General features: G+C 69.4%; 14 protein-coding genes. 2 read left to right on the top strand and 12 right to left on the bottom strand.

All coding sequences use genetic code 11. The features are described from left to right. Window positions 1–211 precede the first annotated feature (211 nt). From ACGFW6_RS34975 to ACGFW6_RS34950, 6 genes are all read right to left on the bottom strand, one after another. Window positions 212–1822: a beta-N-acetylhexosaminidase gene (locus tag ACGFW6_RS34975; protein ID WP_393519212.1), complete on the bottom strand. Its 1611-nt coding sequence runs from the start codon at window positions 1820–1822 to the stop codon at window positions 212–214. A 15-nt stretch (window positions 1823–1837) separates the two neighbouring features. Beyond that, window positions 1838–2680: a carbohydrate ABC transporter permease gene (locus ACGFW6_RS34970; RefSeq protein WP_393519209.1), complete on the bottom strand. Its 843-nt coding sequence runs from the start codon at window positions 2678–2680 to the stop codon at window positions 1838–1840. A 5-nt stretch (window positions 2681–2685) separates the two neighbouring features. Continuing rightward, window positions 2686–3693, bottom strand: coding sequence for a carbohydrate ABC transporter permease (locus ACGFW6_RS34965; RefSeq protein ID WP_393519206.1), 1008 nt, complete (start codon window positions 3691–3693; stop codon window positions 2686–2688). Further along, window positions 3690–4994 carry an extracellular solute-binding protein gene (locus tag ACGFW6_RS34960; RefSeq protein ID WP_393519203.1) on the bottom strand — a complete coding sequence of 435 codons (1305 nt, stop codon included), beginning with the start codon at window positions 4992–4994 and terminating at the stop codon, window positions 3690–3692. Before ACGFW6_RS34960 ends, ACGFW6_RS34965 begins: the two co-directional genes overlap by 4 nt. Before the next feature lie 232 nt (window positions 4995–5226). Beyond that, complete coding sequence (locus tag ACGFW6_RS34955; RefSeq protein ID WP_393519200.1) at window positions 5227–5511, bottom strand: DUF3039 domain-containing protein; 285 nt, start codon at window positions 5509–5511, stop codon at window positions 5227–5229. A gap of 29 nt (window positions 5512–5540) precedes the next feature. Further along, complete coding sequence (locus tag ACGFW6_RS34950; RefSeq protein ID WP_030946849.1) at window positions 5541–6113, bottom strand: YqgE/AlgH family protein; 573 nt, start codon at window positions 6111–6113, stop codon at window positions 5541–5543. Between the two features lie 253 nt (window positions 6114–6366). Between ACGFW6_RS34950 and murA the strand changes: the two genes are divergently transcribed. Next, window positions 6367–7707, top strand: coding sequence for a UDP-N-acetylglucosamine 1-carboxyvinyltransferase (gene murA, locus ACGFW6_RS34945; RefSeq protein ID WP_030946846.1), 1341 nt, complete (start codon window positions 6367–6369; stop codon window positions 7705–7707). Window positions 7708–7863: 156 nt separating this feature from the next. Here murA and ACGFW6_RS34940 read toward each other — a convergent pair whose 3' ends face one another. The 6 genes from ACGFW6_RS34940 to ACGFW6_RS34915 form a co-directional block, all read right to left on the bottom strand. After that, on the bottom strand, window positions 7864–8145 hold the full coding sequence (locus ACGFW6_RS34940; protein ID WP_007498188.1) for an HU family DNA-binding protein: 282 nt from the start codon (window positions 8143–8145) through the stop codon (window positions 7864–7866). Between the two features lie 360 nt (window positions 8146–8505). Then, window positions 8506–9930: an NAD-dependent malic enzyme gene (locus ACGFW6_RS34935; protein WP_393519195.1), complete on the bottom strand. Its 1425-nt coding sequence runs from the start codon at window positions 9928–9930 to the stop codon at window positions 8506–8508. A gap of 352 nt (window positions 9931–10282) precedes the next feature. Further along, window positions 10283–12667: a HelD family protein gene (locus tag ACGFW6_RS34930; protein ID WP_393519192.1), complete on the bottom strand. Its 2385-nt coding sequence runs from the start codon at window positions 12665–12667 to the stop codon at window positions 10283–10285. A gap of 69 nt (window positions 12668–12736) precedes the next feature. Next, a complete protein-coding gene (locus tag ACGFW6_RS34925; protein ID WP_393519189.1) occupies window positions 12737–13519 on the bottom strand; it encodes an anti-sigma factor family protein in 783 nt (260 codons plus the stop codon). 59 nt (window positions 13520–13578) lie between these two features. Continuing rightward, complete coding sequence (locus ACGFW6_RS34920; protein WP_010039908.1) at window positions 13579–14100, bottom strand: sigma-70 family RNA polymerase sigma factor; 522 nt, start codon at window positions 14098–14100, stop codon at window positions 13579–13581. Between the two features lie 319 nt (window positions 14101–14419). Then, the gene (locus ACGFW6_RS34915) at window positions 14420–15016 is read right to left on the bottom strand and encodes a CGNR zinc finger domain-containing protein (RefSeq protein WP_393519186.1); all 597 of its coding nucleotides are present in this window, start codon (window positions 15014–15016) and stop codon (window positions 14420–14422) included. A gap of 219 nt (window positions 15017–15235) precedes the next feature. Between ACGFW6_RS34915 and ACGFW6_RS34910 the strand changes: the two genes are divergently transcribed. After that, entirely contained in the window at window positions 15236–15718 is a 483-nt protein-coding gene (locus tag ACGFW6_RS34910; protein WP_393519184.1) for a DUF1772 domain-containing protein, read from the top strand. The last annotated feature ends 180 nt before the right edge of the window (window positions 15719–15898 follow it).

The raw sequence follows: 15898 nt of genomic DNA, 5'->3' as shown, positions 1-15898 counted from the left end.
CCGCTGCCCCACCTGGTCCCACCTGTGTTGCCGTACGGTACGTGCTGACAGGGCGGACGTGGCAACTCTGGCACATCTTCGCAGGGCACGAAGACAGGGGTCCGCTAGGAGGCATTCGCCCACCTGATCAGGGAGATGGTCCGTTTTCGTACGCCATCACCGATCTTGACCGATTGACACTCTTCGGTGACCCCATGCCGGTTTTTTTCCATTATCTGTTCGGGGGCGGCCCGTCGATCGGCCGGCCCGGGACGCCGGGGCGCCGCTGCCAGGGCCGCGGTCCGGCGGGTGGCCGGTACGCGACCCCGAGAGCGTCAAGTCGCCCGTAGTGGGCGGCCAGTCGGCGCTCGAAGCCGGCGAAGTCCCGTTCCGCCGAGGCGGGCAGGTCGCTCCAGGCCACCTCGGCGAAGGCGGCCAGGCGCGGAAACGCCTGGTAGTCCACCCTGGACCGGTCCTCCATCACCTCGGTCCACAGGTTGGCCTGGGTGCCGAGCACATGGCCGGCCTCCTCCGGCGTCAACTCCGCGGGAACGGGCTCGAACCGGTAGACGTCCTGCAGGGTGCGCACGTAGCCGATCGGCACCGGCTCGTCGGGGCCCGCGTCCTGACGGTGGTCCAGATACACCTGCTGCTCGGGGCACATGACGACGTCGTGGCCCGCGCGGGCCGCCGCGACACCGCCGGCGTATCCGCGCCAGGACGACACGGCCGCGCCTTTCGCGAGCCCGCCCTCCAGAATCTCGTCCCAGCCGATGAGCCGGCGCCCGCGGGCGGTGAGCCAGGTGTCGAAGTGGCCGATGAACCACGCCTGGAGCTCGTCCTCGTCCTTCAGCCCGAGTTCCCGGATGCGCTCCTGAGCGGTGGCCGACTGCCGCCACTGGTCCTTGAGGCATTCGTCGCCCCCGACGTGAAGGAACTCCGAGGGGAACAGCTCCAGGACTTCCTCGAACACCCCCTCGTAGAAGCGCAGGGTGTTGTCAGTGGGGGCGAGTACGTTCGGATTGATCCCCCAGGTGTCCCAGACCGAGAGCGCGGAGGTGTCGATGACGTCGGTGTTGCCGAGTTCCGGGTACGCGGCGATGGCGGCCTGCGAGTGGCCGGGTACGTCGATTTCCGGGACGACGGTGATATGCCGCTCGGCGGCGTACGCGACGATCTCGCGGATGTCGTCCTGGGTGTAGTGGCCACCGTGCGGCTTCTCCTCCCACAGCGGCGAGGCCCGGTGGCCGAATTTCGTGCGCGCCCGCCAGGAGCCGACCTCGGTGAGCCGGGGGTACTTCTTGATCTCGACGCGCCAGCCCTGGTCGTCCGTCAGATGGAAGTGGAAGACGTTGAGTTTGTGGGCGGCCATCAGGTCCAGGTAGCGCAGGACGCCGTCCTTGGGCATGAAGTGCCGGGCGACGTCGAGCATGAGGCCGCGCCAGCGGAATCGGGGGGAGTCCCGGATCTCGGTCAGGGGCAGCCGCCACGTACGACCGGGAAGGGGGGCGCGCCGGAAGGCGTCGGGGCCGAGAAGCTGCCGCATCGTCTGGGCGCCCCAGAAGACGCCGGCGGGCGATCCGCCCTGGATATGGACGCCGTGGGGGGCGACGACGAGGCGATAGGCCTCGGCGTCGAGGCCGGGCCGGACGGACAGGTGGAGGACGTCGTGCTCGTCCCCCTTCCTCGGCGGCAGCGCGAGCCCGGTCGCCGCGCCGAGCGTCGCGCGCAGCCAGCGCGCGGTGTCCTCGGTGCCCGGTCCGGCCTCGATCCCGAAGCCGTCGCCGAGTTCGAAGAAGCCCTCGGCCCGCTCCATCTGCTGAGGCAGCGGAATGAGATCCATGAATGATCAGGCCTTTCAGTCCTTGACCGCCCCGCCCAGCCCCGAGACCAGACGTCGCTGTACGAGTACGAAGAAGATCAGCACCGGAATCGTCATCACCGTGGACGCCGCCATCACGCCGCCCCAGTCCGGCTCGTCCGGCTTGTAGAAGACGAGCAGGGCCATCGGCAGCGTGGACTGCGAGGTGTCGCTGATGATGAACGACTTGGCGAACAGGAAGTCGTTCCAGGCGGAGATGAAGGAGAAAACGCTGGTGGCCACCAACCCCGGGAAGACCAGCGGGAAAAGGATCTGCCACAGGAATCGCGAGCGGCTCGCCCCGTCGATGTACGCGGCCTCCTCCAGGGCCTCCGGAACGGCCTTCACAAACCCCCGCAGCATCCAGATCGCGAACGGCAGCGAGAACGCGATGTGCGGCAGGATCAGCGACCCGAGCGTGTTCAGTTGGCCGAAGTCCCGCATGAGGAAGAACAAGGGGATCGTCAGGGCCTCCACCGGCACCATCTGGGCCACCAGAAACATGATCAGCAGGGTGGTCCGGAAGCGGAACCGGAATCGGGTGACCGCGGTCGCCGCGAGAAACGCGATCAGCGCCGAGGCGATCACCACGGTGCACGCGACGACAAGGCTGTTGACGAAGTAGCGGCCGAATTCGTTCTGCTCGAAGACGCGCCGGAAGGATTCCAGCGAGGGCTCCAGCGTCCACGGCCGCGGCTCGCTCGACTCGATCTCCCCGGCCGGTTTGAAGGCGCCGAGCACCATCCAGTACAGCGGAAACGCCACCACCACGGCGATCAGCAGCGCGGACGCCTCCGCCAGCAGCCGCCAGGGCCGCCGTACGAGACGCGTCGGATTCATGGAACTCACAGCTCCTCCCCCTGTCTGCGCAGCAGCCGCAGATACCCGAGCGTCACCGCCAGCAGGATCAGCAGCATCACCACGCCGATCGCCGAGCCCAGGCTGTACTGCGAGGACGCGAACGCCTTCTGGTAGGCGTACACGTTCAGCACGAGGTTCTGGCCTGCGATGCCGCCGCCGCCCGTCATGACGTAGATCTGGGTGAAGACCTTGAAGTCCCAGATCACCGACTGGATGGTGACGACCACCAGGATCGGCCGCAGCATCGGCGCCAGCACCGACCGCCAGATCCGCCACTGCGAGGCGCCGTCCAGCGCGGCGGCCTCCAGCACCTCGGCCGGGACGGAGCGGATACCGGCGTAGACCGTGACCATCACGAACGGGAAGGAGCACCACACCACTTCGAGCAGCACCAGGAAGAAGGCGCTGAACCGCCCGTACGTCCAGGAGTGGTCACCGAGCCCCAGCAGCCGGTTCACCGGTCCGAAGTCGGGGTCGAACAGGAACAGCCACACCGTCGACCCGGTGATGGCCGGCGTCGCCCACGCGCCCAGCGCGGCCAGCATCAGCGCCAGCCGCGGCACGGCACGCACCCGCGTGAGCAGTACGGCGAGGGCGCATCCCACGGCGAGCGTCGACACGACACACGCCGCCGCGAAGACGACGGTGGCCAGCAGCACCTGCCAGAACTGCGGGTCCGAGAACAGCTCCGCGTAGTTCCCGAACCCCTGGAAGGTGGTCGGCTCCCCACCGCTGACCTGTGCCTGCGTGTACTGGAAGAGCGAGATCAGCCCGAGCTGATAGACGGGGTAGACGAGCAGCCCGCCGAGGACGACGAGGGCGGGAGCGAGATACAGCCAGGGAGTCCAGCTCTTTCGACGCCGGCCACTGGAACGCCCCAAGGGGCGCGGGGCTGTGTTGAATGTGCGGCTGCCGCCGCGTGTGCGCGACCAGCCACGATCCACCGGCGGCCGCACACGATCCGCACGCCCCGAGCTCGTAGGCGCAGTCATCCGGCGGACCCGAACGCCTCATCCATCTTCTTCGCCGCGTCCCCCGACGCCCCGGCGACATCCTTCTTGCCGCTGATGACCTCCTGGAACATCGTCGGCAGGACGAGCGACGAGTCGATCTCCGACCAGGCGGGGGACGCGGGCACGAACTTCGTCCCCGAGGACAGCGTCTCCACGAAGGGCTTCACGTACGGCTTCTCGGCCGCGGCCTTCTCCCGCACGTCCCCGAACGTGGGCAGGAACCCCATCGCCTCGAACATCGACGTCTGCGTCCGCTTCGAGGCCAGCTGCTCCATGAGCTGGACCGCCAGCGTCCGGTGCGACGTGCTCTTCAGGACACCGATGTTGTTGCCCCCGGCGAACGCCGGCGCCACGGACCCCGCCTTCACGCCCGGCAGCGGCACGACCGCGTACTTGCCCTTCACCTTCCCGGCCTCCACGGCCGCGTGGCTGAAGTCGCCGCCGATCGCCATGCCCGCCTTGCCGGCCGCGAACGCGGTGACCGTGTCGTTGCCGCCCATGCCCGCGCACTTGGCGGCCGGACAGTTGTCGTCGGTGAAGAGGGCGGTGTACTCCTTGATGCCCTTCTGCGCGGCCTCGCTGTCGATGGCCGAGGCGTACGAGCCGCCCTTGCCGGTGGCGATCTCACCGCCGTTGGCCCACACGAACGGCATCGCGCCGTAGGTGTACGCACCGCCCACCACGAGCCCGTACAGCCCGGGCTCGGCGGCGCGGATCCTGCGGGCCGTGGTTCCCAACTCGGCCATGGTCTTCGGCACTTCGAGACCGAGGTCCTCGAAGACGTCGGTGCGGTAGTACAGGGCGCGCACTCCGACGTAGAAGGGGGCGCCGTAGATCTTGCCGTCCACGGTGACGGACTGCCTGGCCGTGGGGTCGGTGTCCTCCGCCTCGCTCCAGGCGCCGAACTCCTTCGTGACGTCGAGGAGTCCGCCGTCCTTCACATAGCCGGCGGTGTCGGTGTTGCCGTACTCGATGACGTCGGGGGCGGACTTCGGGTCGTTGAAGGCGGCCTTCACGCGCTGGGCGCGGGTCTCGACCGGGATGTACTCGACGTCGACCTTCGTGCCCTCGTGCTCCTTCTCGAAGGCGGCGACGACGGAGTCGACGACCTTCTCCTTCGGCTGGTTGCCGACCTCCTGGAAGAGCCAGACCCGCAGGGTGCCGGTCTTCTCGTCCTTGTCGGAGGAGGCGTTGTCGGAGGTCTGGGGGGCGCAGGCCGCGACGACGAGCGCGGCAGCCGCGAGCGCGGGGACCCGGAGCGAACGGACGGACAGCTTCATGGTGCTCCTCCGATGAGGTGTTGCAACATGCGCAATGACGGTTTCGCTGTGCACAACACTCGGAGGCTAGGGAGTTCATGAACACGACCACAAGAGGTCTCAACCACTCTGTGACCGGCGGACGCACTCCCTGCAACGCAGGGGCAGCACAAAGGCCCCCAGGGCGCGCAAAACGCACCCTGGGGGCCTCGCGGGGGCTAGCGGGCCTTACGGCCGCCGGGCCGGGGCCGGGCTACTTGTCGCCCTTGCCCTTGTCGTCACCGCCGCCGGCGCCCATGGACTCGTAGATCTCCTTGCACATGGGGCACACGGGGTACTTCTTCGGGTCGCGGCCGGGCACCCAGACCTTGCCGCACAGCGCCACGACGGGGGTCCCGTCGAGGGCGCTCGCCATGATCTTGTCCTTCTGGACGTAGTGGGCGAAGCGCTCGTGGTCGCCGTCGCCGTGGGAAGTCTGCGGCGTGGGCTCGACGAGGGTCCCCGTACCAGTCCCGCGCTCGGGCTCGAGAGTGCTCATACCGCCAAGAGTACTGAAGCTCACACGCATCAGTTGAGCGACGGGTCGTCGGGGTACGTGGCCACCATCGCGAGCTCGTTGCGCTGGCGGCGCAGCACCGAGCGCCACAGCCCTTCCGGGGACGGCGAGGACACATCGCCCGGTTCGGACTCCACGACGTACCAGGCGCCCTCCACCAGCTCGTCCTCCAGCTGGCCGGGCCCCCATCCGGCGTACCCGGCGAAGATTCTCAGGGATCCGACGGCCGAGGCGAGCAGCTCGGGCGGTGCCTCCAGGTCCACCAGTCCGATCGCGCCGTGCACCCGGCGCCAGCCCAGCGGGGCGCTCTCGCCGTTCGCGTCGCCGGGGATGACGGCCACGCCGAGAGCCGAGTCCAGCGACACCGGGCCGCCCTGGAAGACGACGCCGGGCTCGCCGGCGAGATCCGCCCAGCCCTCCAGGATGTCGCCCACGTCGACGGGGGTCGGACGGTTGAGGACGACACCGAGGGAGCCCTCCTCGTCGTGGTCGAGAAGGAGCACCACCGCGCGGTCGAAGTTCGGGTCCGCCAGGGCGGGCGTTGCCACGAGCAACCGCCCTGTGAGCGAGGACACCTCGGTCATGCCAGACATGATCCCGCATCTTCCCTCCATGTGGGGAGGCAATGCCGGTTCGGGAGTGAATGCAGCTCAGGGCGGACGGAAGCGCTGCCCGGCGCACAGCCGCGACGGTGACCGCTCGTGCCCGACGGGGAACCGTTCGTGTTGTGACAGAGCTATGACGTTCCTGAGCCGTACTTGGGCTTACTGAAGGGGGGGCGACGGCGATTACCCTTTCCCTCCTGGCCCCTGCCCAACTCATCGGAACGCGAGATACATGACCGTCAACGACGATGTCCTGCTTGTCCACGGCGGAACCCCGCTGGAGGGCGAGATCCGTGTCCGCGGTGCGAAGAACCTCGTACCGAAGGCAATGGTCGCCGCCCTGCTGGGCAGTGAGCCGAGTCGACTGCGCAACGTGCCGGACATCCGTGACGTGCGCGTCGTACGCGGTCTGCTGCAACTGCACGGGGTGACGGTCCGTCCCGGTGAGGAACCCGGCGAGTTGGTGATGGACCCCTCGCACGTGGAGAGCGCGAACGTCGCTGACATCGATGCCCACGCGGGTTCCAGCCGGATCCCGATCCTCCTGTGCGGTCCGCTGCTGCACCGCCTCGGGCACGCCTTCATCCCGGGCCTCGGCGGCTGCGACATCGGCGGCCGGCCCATCGACTTCCACTTCGAGGTGCTGCGGCAGTTCGGCGCGACGATCGAGAAGCGGGCCGACGGCCAGTACCTGGAGGCCCCGCAGCGGTTGCGCGGCACGAAGATCCGGCTGCCGTACCCGTCCGTCGGCGCCACCGAGCAGGTGCTGCTGACGGCCGTCCTCGCGGAAGGCGTCACCGAGCTCTCGAACGCGGCCGTGGAGCCGGAGATCGAGGACCTCATCTGCGTCCTGCAGAAGATGGGCGCCATCATCGCGATGGACACCGACCGGACCATCCGCATCACCGGTGTGGACCGGCTCGGCGGCTACAACCACCGCGCGCTCCCGGACCGCCTGGAGGCCGCCTCCTGGGCGTCCGCCGCGCTGGCGACCGAGGGCAACATCTACGTCCGCGGCGCCCAGCAGCGCTCGATGATGACGTTCCTCAACACCTACCGGAAGGTGGGCGGTGCCTTCGAGATCGACGACGAGGGCATCCGCTTCTGGCACCCCGGTGGCCAGTTGAAGTCCATCGCCCTCGAAACGGACGTGCACCCGGGCTTCCAGACCGACTGGCAGCAGCCGCTGGTGGTGGCCCTCACGCAGGCCACGGGCCTGTCCATCATCCACGAGACGGTCTACGAGTCCCGCCTCGGCTTCACGTCCGCCCTGAACCAGATGGGCGCGCACATCCAGCTCTACCGCGAGTGCCTCGGCGGCTCCGACTGCCGCTTCGGCCAGCGCAACTTCCTGCACTCCGCGGTGGTGTCCGGTCCGACGAAGCTCCAGGGCGCCGACCTGGTCATCCCCGACCTGCGAGGCGGCTTCTCGTACCTCATCGCCGCCCTCGCGGCCCAGGGCACGTCCCGGGTCCACGGCATCGACCTCATCAACCGCGGCTACGAGAACTTCATGGAGAAGCTCGTGGAGCTCGGCGCGAAGGTGGAGCTGCCGGGCAAGGCACTCGGCTGACACACACGTACGCCGATGGGGCGGCCACCCGGTTCCGGGTGGCCGCCCCATCGGCGTTGCTACAGCGCCCCGAAGGGGGCGCGGGGAACTGCGCGGCCGGCCAGGCGGCCCGCAGTCGCCCACGGCGCCACACCACAACGGCGCTCGGGCGGACCCTTACTTGCCCTTGGCGGCTTCCTTGAGCTTGCTGCCCGCGGAGACCTTCACGCTGTAACCGGCGGGGATCTGGATCGGGTCGCCGGTCTGCGGGTTGCGGGCGGTGCGAGCGGCACGGTGGGTGCGCTCGAAGGTCAGGAAGCCGGGGATGGTGACCTTCTCGTCGCCCTTGGCGACGACCTCGCCGACGGTCTCGGCGAACGCGGCCAGCACGGCGTCGGCGTCCTTGCGGGTCACCTCGGCGCGGTCGGCCAGCGCGGCCACCAGCTCACTGCGGTTCATGTTGTTACTCCCGTGTTCATTTGCCTTGAGGCGTGCCACGCGGCGGAGCCGCATGTCGGGCACAGCGATGTCGATGCTGCCAGGGTCCTCGGTGTGACCCGGGACCCGGGTCCGTCGTCAGACCCTCGCGCCCAGAGACGCATCCTGCCCCTACCTGCGGCGGGAAAGCCAATCCGGCGCCCGGAGGAGTCGTGAGAACACCCGTGGGGGTCACACGAAGAGAGGGCCTGAGCTTGGCCGTCACGATAAACGGCGTGCCAAGGCCCCAGGTTCCACGACGCGCCGTTACAAGGGCTTGCCGTGGCGATCCTCACAGCCCATGCACACTTTTCAGGGCTGTGAGGCGCCGAACCCGTGCGATTACTCGCCCGACGTCACCGCGGAGACGGCCTTCGCGGCCTCCCGCACCGCGCCGGCGACCGCGCCCGCGACCTTGTCGTTGAACACGCTCGGGATGATGTAGTTCGGGTTCAGCTCGTCCTCGGTCACCACGTCCGCCAGGGCCTTCGCGGCCGCGAGCATCATGTCCGTGTTGACGGTGCGGGACTGAGCGTCCAGCAGACCGCGGAAGACGCCCGGGAAGACCAGCACGTTGTTGATCTGGTTCGGGAAGTCGGAGCGGCCGGTGGCCACAACTGCGGCCGTCAGACGGGCGATTGCCGGGTCGACCTCGGGGTCGGGGTTCGCGAGCGCGAACACGATCGCGTTCTCCGCCATGGCGGCCACGTCGGGGCCGTCGAGGACGTTCGGGGCGGAGACGCCGATGAAGACGTCCGCGCCGCGCACGGCCTCCTTCAGCGTGCCGGTCAGGCCCTCGGGGTTGGTGTTGTCGGCGATCCAGCGCAGCGGCGAGTCGGCCGCGGCGTTCACCAGGTCCTCGCGGCCGGCGTGCACGACACCGTGGATGTCCGCCACGACGGCGTTCTTCACACCGGCGGCCAGCAGCAGCTTGAGGATGGCCGTACCGGCGGCGCCGGCACCGGACATGACGACGCGGATGTTCTCGATGGCCTTGCCCGCCACCCGAAGTGCGTTGGTGAGCGCGGCGAGGACGACGATCGCGGTGCCGTGCTGGTCGTCGTGGAAGACGGGGATGTCGAGGGCCTCGCGCAGGCGGGCCTCGATCTCGAAGCAGCGCGGGGCGGAGATGTCCTCGAGGTTGATGCCGGCGAACCCGGGGGCGATCGCCTTGACGATCTCGACGATCGCGTCGGTGTCCTGGGTGTCCAGGCAGATCGGCCAGGCGTCGATGCCGGCGAACCGCTTGAACAGGGCCGCCTTGCCCTCCATCACGGGCAGCGCGGCCTTCGGGCCGATGTTGCCCAGTCCCAGCACGGCCGAGCCGTCCGTCACAACCGCAACGGAGTTGCGCTTGATGGTCAGGCGGCGGGCGTCCTCGGGGTTCTCGGCGATCGCCATGCAGACCCGCGCCACACCCGGCGTGTAGACCATGGACAGGTCGTCACGGTTGCGGATGGGGTGCTTGGACTGCATCTCGATCTTGCCGCCGAGGTGCATGAGGAACGTACGGTCCGAGACCTTGCCCAGCGTGACGCCCTCGATGGTGCGCAGCTGCTCCACGATCTCGTCGGCGTGCGCGGTGGAGGTGGCGGCGATGGTGACGTCGATCCGGAGCTTCTCGTGCCCGGAGGCGGTCACGTCGAGGCCGGTGACCGAGCCTCCGTGAGACTCCACGGCCGTGGTGAGCTGGGAGACCGCGGTTCCGCTCGCGGGCACCTCCAGCCGGACCGTCATCGAGTAGGAGACGCTGGGCGCCGTTGCCATGGCCGACTTCCTCTGCTTTCACCGTGTGTCGCTGTATGCCGTCCGATCGTCGCACCTACCGCTGAGTAGGAGTTAGCCGGGCATGGATTGCGAACGTATTGTTCGCCACGTCTTCGCAAGAAAAGAGGCCCACGTCACATCGTGACGTGGGCCTCTTCTACGTTCATGACACCGACCCGCCATGCTCGCCTCGCGGCAAGTGGTCGCTCGTAGCGACGAAGGTTGGGCCCGGGGGCTTGGATCGAGCCGGTGTCACACCCAGGCTAACAAACAGATCCCGCAAGGCCATTCCCGTACCGCGAGTTCATTTCCCCGCCGCCGGCAAAGCCCCCGTTCGGCCCCGCTCCGTGCGTCAGTCCCGCAGCAGGTCCGGCACGCCGGACGCATCCGGCTCGTCGCGGTCGCCCGAGACCACCGTCAGCTGCTGGGTCGCCCGGGTCAGTGCGACGTACAGCACCCGCAGTCCGGCCGGTGACTCGTCCGCGATCTCCGCCGGGGAGACGACGACCGTGGCGTCGTACTCCAGGCCCTTCGCCTCCAGGCTGCCGAGCGCGACGACGCGGTCGCCGAGCCCGGTGAGCCACTTGGCCGCCTCCTCGCGCCGCCGCATGGCGACGACGACGCCGATGGTCCCGTCGACCTGGTCGAGCAGCCGGGCCGCCTCCTCGCGGACGGTCTGCGCGAGCGTGTCGCGGACCACAGTGAAGCGCGGCCGTACGCCGGTGGAGCGCACCGCCGACGGGGACGTCGAACCCGGCATGGCCAGGGCCAGCACCTTCGCGGCGAGCTCGGCGATCTCGGCCGGGTTGCGGTAGTTCACGGTGAGCTGGAAGCGGCGGCGCGGGCGGGTGCCGAGAGCCTCGTCGCGTGCCTCGGCCGCCTCGTCCACGTCGGACCAGGAGGACTGGGCCGGGTCGCCGACGACCGTCCAGGTGGCGTGCCGGCCGCGGCGGCCGACCATGCGCCACTGCATCGGCGTGAGGTCCTGGGCCTCGTCGACGATGACGTGGGCGTACTCGGTGCGCTCGGCCGCCAGCCGCTCGGCGCGCTCGCGCTGCGACTCCTCGCGCACCGGCATCAGCTCCTCCAGGCCGGTGAGCTGGTCGAGCGGGTCCAGGTCGCGCTTCTTGCGCGGGCGGGCCGGGGTGCCGAGGATCGCCTGGAGCTCGTCGAGCATGGCGATGTCGTGCACGGTGAGGCCGTCGCGCTTGAGCGAGCGGGCCACCTTGCGTACCTCGCCGGGGTTGAGGATGCGGCGCGCCCAGCGGCCGAGGCGGCGCTCGTCGGCCATCGCCGCGAGGACCGCCTTCGGGGTGAGCTCCGGCCACCACGCGTCGAGGAAGGCGATGAAGCTGTCCTCCGAGGCCACGTCCTCGTCGAAGGAGGAACGCAGCTCGGCGGCGAGCTCCGGGTCGGTGTGCCGGGTGGCGCCGCCGGACTGCGCCCACAGGGCGTCGAGCAGCAGCTTGCGGGCGCGCGGGCGCAGCAGGTTCACGGGTGCCGTGCCGCCGAGGGCGGTGCGGCGGACGCGTTCCAGCGCGTCGGCCTCCAGCTCCAGGCGGCGCCCGAAGGCGACGACGCGCAGCCGGGTGGGGGGTCCGGCGGGGGCCGGCACGGGACTGTCGTCGGCGTCGTCGCCGAAGGCGAGCTGCCCACCGCGGTCCGCCCCGGCGCCGCCGGCGACGGCCGCGCCGCCCGTACCCAGCTCCAGCGCGCCGCGCGCCGCCTTCCGCAGCACCTTGAGCATGCGGTACGAGCCCTTGGCGCGGGCCGTGGCCGGGGAGTCGTAGAGCGTGGCCTCGACGCCGTCGACGAGGGACCCGATCGCGCGGATGGCGACCTGGCCCTCCTCGCCGAGCGACGGCAGGACGCCTTCGGTGTACGCCACCAGCAGCGGGGTCGGCGAGACGATCAGGATGCCGCCCGCGTAGCGGCGCCGGTCCTGGTAGAGCAGATAGGCGGCGCGGTGCAGGGCGACGGCGGTCTTGCCGGTGCCGGGGCCGCCCTCGACGTAGGTCACCGAGGCGGCGGGGGCGCGGATGACCAGGTCCTGCTCGGCCTGGATGGACGCCACGATGTCCCGCATGGTGTGGCCGCGGGCCTGTCCGAGGGCCGCCATCAGGGCGCCGTCGCCGATGACGGGCAGTTCGTGCCCGTCCAGGAACGCCTTGAGCTCGGGGCGCATCAGGTCGTCCTCGACGCCGAGCACCTTGCGGCCCTTGGAGCGGATGACCCGGCGCCGTACGACCCGCCCCGGGTCGACCGGGGTGGAGCGGTAGAAGGGCGCCGCGGCCGGGGCCCGCCAGTCGATGACCAGCGGGGCGTAGTCCGCGTCGAGCACACCGATACGGCCGATGTGCAGGGTCTCGGCGATGTCGGCGGTGCCGTCGTCGCGCACCGCGCCCTCGGCGGGCTCGACGGCGGTGTAGGCGCCGTCGGGGCCCTTCTTGCCGTCCTTGCCGAGGAGCAGGTCGATGCGTCCGAAGAGGAAGTCCTCGAACTCGTTGTTGAGCCGGTTGAGGTGCACGCCGGCCCGGAAGACCTGCGCGTCCCGCTCGGCGAGCGCGCCGGGCGTGCCGACCTGGCCGCGCTGGGCCGCGTCGTTCATCAGGAACTCCGCCTCGTGGATCTTCTCCTCGAGGCGCCGGTACACCCGGTTGAGGTGTTCCTGTTCGACGCCGATCTCTCGGTCTCGCAGGGAGTCGAGCGCGGTTTCCTGTGGAGCCTGAGCGGCCACCGGGCCCCCTTCTGACGTGCTGGGCAGCCGTCAACCGTACGCGAAGGGGACCCGGAAAAGCTACGTCGACTACACGTCGACCTCGACGAGCTTGTTTCCGTCGAAGTCCATGACCTCGACATGATCGACCTCGTCGGGTGCCATGGACACGCCACCGCTGACGTAGAGCGGGTTCCTGGCCTGCTCTGTCTTGGCGTCCGGGATGCCGTAGCCCCACTTGGGGACGGACCAGGAGGCCGCCGTCTCGCGCTGGCCGTCCTTGCCGACGAAGATCAGGGAACACTTGAGCGGGCCCTTGACGCCCTTGAGCTCCAGGCCCGTCTGGGTGCCCCAGGGCTTCGCGTCCAGGCCGACGGTCGCGCTGACCCCGGTCTTCGCGTCGTTGCCCGAGACCTTGTTCTCGATACCGGTGAAGAGGTCCTTGGCGGGGTTGGTCGCGCTCACGACCCGGTTGCCGCCGTCACCGCCGCTGTCGCTGCCGCCACTCGCCGCCATCGCGGCGAACGGACCGCCGACGATCAGCGCGGCCGCCGCGGCCACCATGTAGAAGCTGCGCCGGCGCTTCTGGGCGCGCCGCTCGGCGACCTCGTCGACGAGGTTGTTCACCATGCGCGGGCTGGGCTTCGCCGACAGGGACTCACCGATCGCGGGCGAACCGGAACCCGGCAGGTCCGCGAGCGCGGCCAGCATCGGTTCCATTCCGGCGAGTTCGTCCAGTTGCTGGGCGCACCATTCGCAGGTCGCGAGATGAGCCTCGAAAGCGGTTGCCTCGGCGTCGTCGAGGATCCCGAGGGCGTAGGCGCCGACGGTCTCATGCTCACTCGGGCCCGGTCGTCCCTGCGTGGGGCTCATGGACCCAGACATACCCGAACCGCCCATCCCGAATCCCTGGTTTCCCCCGTAAACACTCATCACGCCGTCACCCCCCGCTCCTCCAGAGCCAGCTTCATCGACCGCAGGGCATAGAAAACCCTTGAGCGAACGGTGCCGCTGGGTATGCCCAGCGTCTCGGCCGCCTCATTGACGGTACGCCCCTTGAAGTACGTCTCGACGAGAACCTCCCGGTGGGCGGGGGTCAGGTCGTCGAGTGCGTCCGACAGCGTCATCAGCCACAGCGCCTTGTCGATCTCGTCCTCCGCGGGGATGACCTCCAGCGGCGACGGATCGACCTCCTGCGGCCGGGCCTGCCGACTGCGGTGGCCGTCGATGACGATGCGCCGGGCGACCGTCACCAGCCAGGGGCGTACCGATCCGGTCGCTCGATTGAGCTGTCCGGCGTTCTTCCAGGCACGGATGAGCGTCTCCTGCACAACGTCCTCTGCTCGTTGCCGGTCACCGGCGACCAGTCGAAGGACATACGCGAGGAGGGGTCCGGCGTGCTCTCTGTACAGCGCACGCATCAGCTCCTCATCAGGTTCCGAGGGCTGGGACATGCGATGTCGGGCCCTCGATCCACGTTCATTGGCCACGACGGAATCCTTGCGCACGCCCACCTCCGATGTCCGGGGGTTCCCCCAGTCGGTCGCTCGACCACCCGTACGCAAGCGATGCGTTGAGTGTTCAAAGTGAGGCGACAGTTTTCTTCGGAGTGACGTGACGAGCGGGACATGGCAGCACATTCCCACCGCGCGATCTTTACATTTCCGTCACATCGGCAAGATCATCTCCACGCTTCCCTACGGTCGCGTAGGTAAACGGCATGTAATCGAAATCACTTCGACAGCCGTTTCACAGAAGCCGCATAACGGACTGTCAGGCGCGGGTGAGGGCCACTCGGCGACGATGCCGGGCCACTCTTTCGCGATTCCCGCAGACCTCACTGGAGCACCAACGCCTCCTGCGCCCCCGTGATGTGTCGAGATAGACGATGGGGCAGTTGTCCCCTTCGCACTCTCTGAGCGCGGCCCGCGCGACGGGGTCGGTGAGCAGTTCCAGGGCGTCCCGCGCGACGGCCCCGAGCAGCGCGGCGCACTCCGGCGGATGATCCAACTCCCGCACCAGCGTGCCGTCCTCCCCTCGCACGGCACGCGGCGCCGGGGGCGCGGCGCGGGCGACCTCGTTCACCATGGCGAGCGCGATGTCGTACGACGGCCAGGGCTCGGGGGCGAGCGAGCCCCGCACCAACTGTCCTATTCGTCCGCGCAGTTCACGGAAGTCCACCAGCCAGGGCGGGCCGGCGTGGGCCAGCGGGGTGCCGGGCGGGACGAGACCGGCGCCGACGATCCAGGCACACAGCACCTCGACGGAGTCGAACCGTTCCTCCGGGTGTGTGGTCGCGAGGAGATCCAGAGAGATCCGCCCGGCGTCGAACCGCAGTTCGTACGGGTCCGTGGCCGTACCCAGTGCCATGTGCCTGTCACCGCCTAGGGGTCAACCCGGTCAGGAGGGGTCGGTGAGATGCCGTGAGGAGAGCTGGGGGGAGATCTGGGGGAACCGTTCCCTCTTACAGTGCCTGCCCCGTGGCGGGGCCGGAACCCCTCGTACCGGCGGTCGGCGCTGGACGACCGCGTATGCGGCTGCGCGTGACGGCCATGTTCGCCGGGCCCGCGCGGCCGTTGACTGAGGGACATGACACGAAACAACGGGATCGCCGGAACCGTACTGGGCGCGGCCATGGTCACCACGGGCCTGATCGCCGGGGCCTTCTACATCTTCGCCTGCGCCGTGATGCCGGCGCTGGCCCGCAGCGACGACCGCGTGTTCGTCGACGTCATGCGCGACATCAACGACGTGATCCAGAACCCGGTGTTCCTGCTCGGCTTCCTAGGGGCGCTGGTGCTGACGGGGGTGTCGGCGTGGCAACTGCGCGGCCGCCCGTACCGGTGGTGGGTGTGGGGAGCGCTGGTGGCGTACGGGCTGGCGTTCCTGGTGACGGTGGCCTTCAACATCCCGCTGAACAACGGCCTCGACGCCGCCGGGGATCCGGCCACGCTGCGGGAGGAGTTCGAGGATCCGTGGGTGGCGTGGAATGTGGTGCGGACGGTGTTGTCGACGGTGGCGGTGGGGTTTCTGGGGCGGGCGTTGGTGGGGTACGGCCGGGCGCGCGCCTGACCAGGGGCCGGTCCGCACCCATCAGCCCGTGCGACGTGAGCGGACGGGCCGGTCCGCACTCTTTCAGCCCGTCCGACGTGGGCGAACGAGCCGGTTCACATCCATCAGCCCGTCCGACGTGGGCGAACGAGCCGGTTCACATCCATCAGCCCGTCCGACGTGGGCGGACGGGCTGATGGA

Source organism: Streptomyces sp. Y7 (genome assembly GCF_043195415.1).
Taxonomy (GTDB): Bacteria; Actinomycetota; Actinomycetes; order Streptomycetales; family Streptomycetaceae; genus Streptomyces.
Note: the sequence above shows the minus strand (reverse complement) of the source record. Positions and strands in the feature narration are given on the sequence as shown.

What these genes read in the sequence shown, in the direction of transcription:
- ACGFW6_RS34975 (WP_393519212.1), bottom strand. Translation starts at nt 1,822, where the DNA reads ATGGATCTCATTCCGCTGCCTCAGCAGATGGAGCGGGCCGAGGGCTTC.
- ACGFW6_RS34970 (WP_393519209.1), bottom strand. Translation starts at nt 2,680, where the DNA reads ATGAATCCGACGCGTCTCGTACGGCGGCCCTGGCGGCTGCTGGCGGAG.
- ACGFW6_RS34965 (WP_393519206.1), bottom strand. Translation starts at nt 3,693, where the DNA reads ATGACTGCGCCTACGAGCTCGGGGCGTGCGGATCGTGTGCGGCCGCCG.
- ACGFW6_RS34960 (WP_393519203.1), bottom strand. Translation starts at nt 4,994, where the DNA reads ATGAAGCTGTCCGTCCGTTCGCTCCGGGTCCCCGCGCTCGCGGCTGCC.
- ACGFW6_RS34955 (WP_393519200.1), bottom strand. Translation starts at nt 5,511, where the DNA reads ATGAGCACTCTCGAGCCCGAGCGCGGGACTGGTACGGGGACCCTCGTC.
- ACGFW6_RS34950 (WP_030946849.1), bottom strand. Translation starts at nt 6,113, where the DNA reads ATGACCGAGGTGTCCTCGCTCACAGGGCGGTTGCTCGTGGCAACGCCC.
- murA (WP_030946846.1), top strand. Translation starts at nt 6,367, where the DNA reads ATGACCGTCAACGACGATGTCCTGCTTGTCCACGGCGGAACCCCGCTG.
- ACGFW6_RS34940 (WP_007498188.1), bottom strand. Translation starts at nt 8,145, where the DNA reads ATGAACCGCAGTGAGCTGGTGGCCGCGCTGGCCGACCGCGCCGAGGTG.
- ACGFW6_RS34935 (WP_393519195.1), bottom strand. Translation starts at nt 9,930, where the DNA reads ATGGCAACGGCGCCCAGCGTCTCCTACTCGATGACGGTCCGGCTGGAG.
- ACGFW6_RS34925 (WP_393519189.1), bottom strand. Translation starts at nt 13,519, where the DNA reads ATGAGCCCCACGCAGGGACGACCGGGCCCGAGTGAGCATGAGACCGTC.
- ACGFW6_RS34920 (WP_010039908.1), bottom strand. Translation starts at nt 14,100, where the DNA reads ATGTCCCAGCCCTCGGAACCTGATGAGGAGCTGATGCGTGCGCTGTAC.
- ACGFW6_RS34915 (WP_393519186.1), bottom strand. Translation starts at nt 15,016, where the DNA reads ATGGCACTGGGTACGGCCACGGACCCGTACGAACTGCGGTTCGACGCC.
- ACGFW6_RS34910 (WP_393519184.1), top strand. Translation starts at nt 15,236, where the DNA reads ATGACACGAAACAACGGGATCGCCGGAACCGTACTGGGCGCGGCCATG.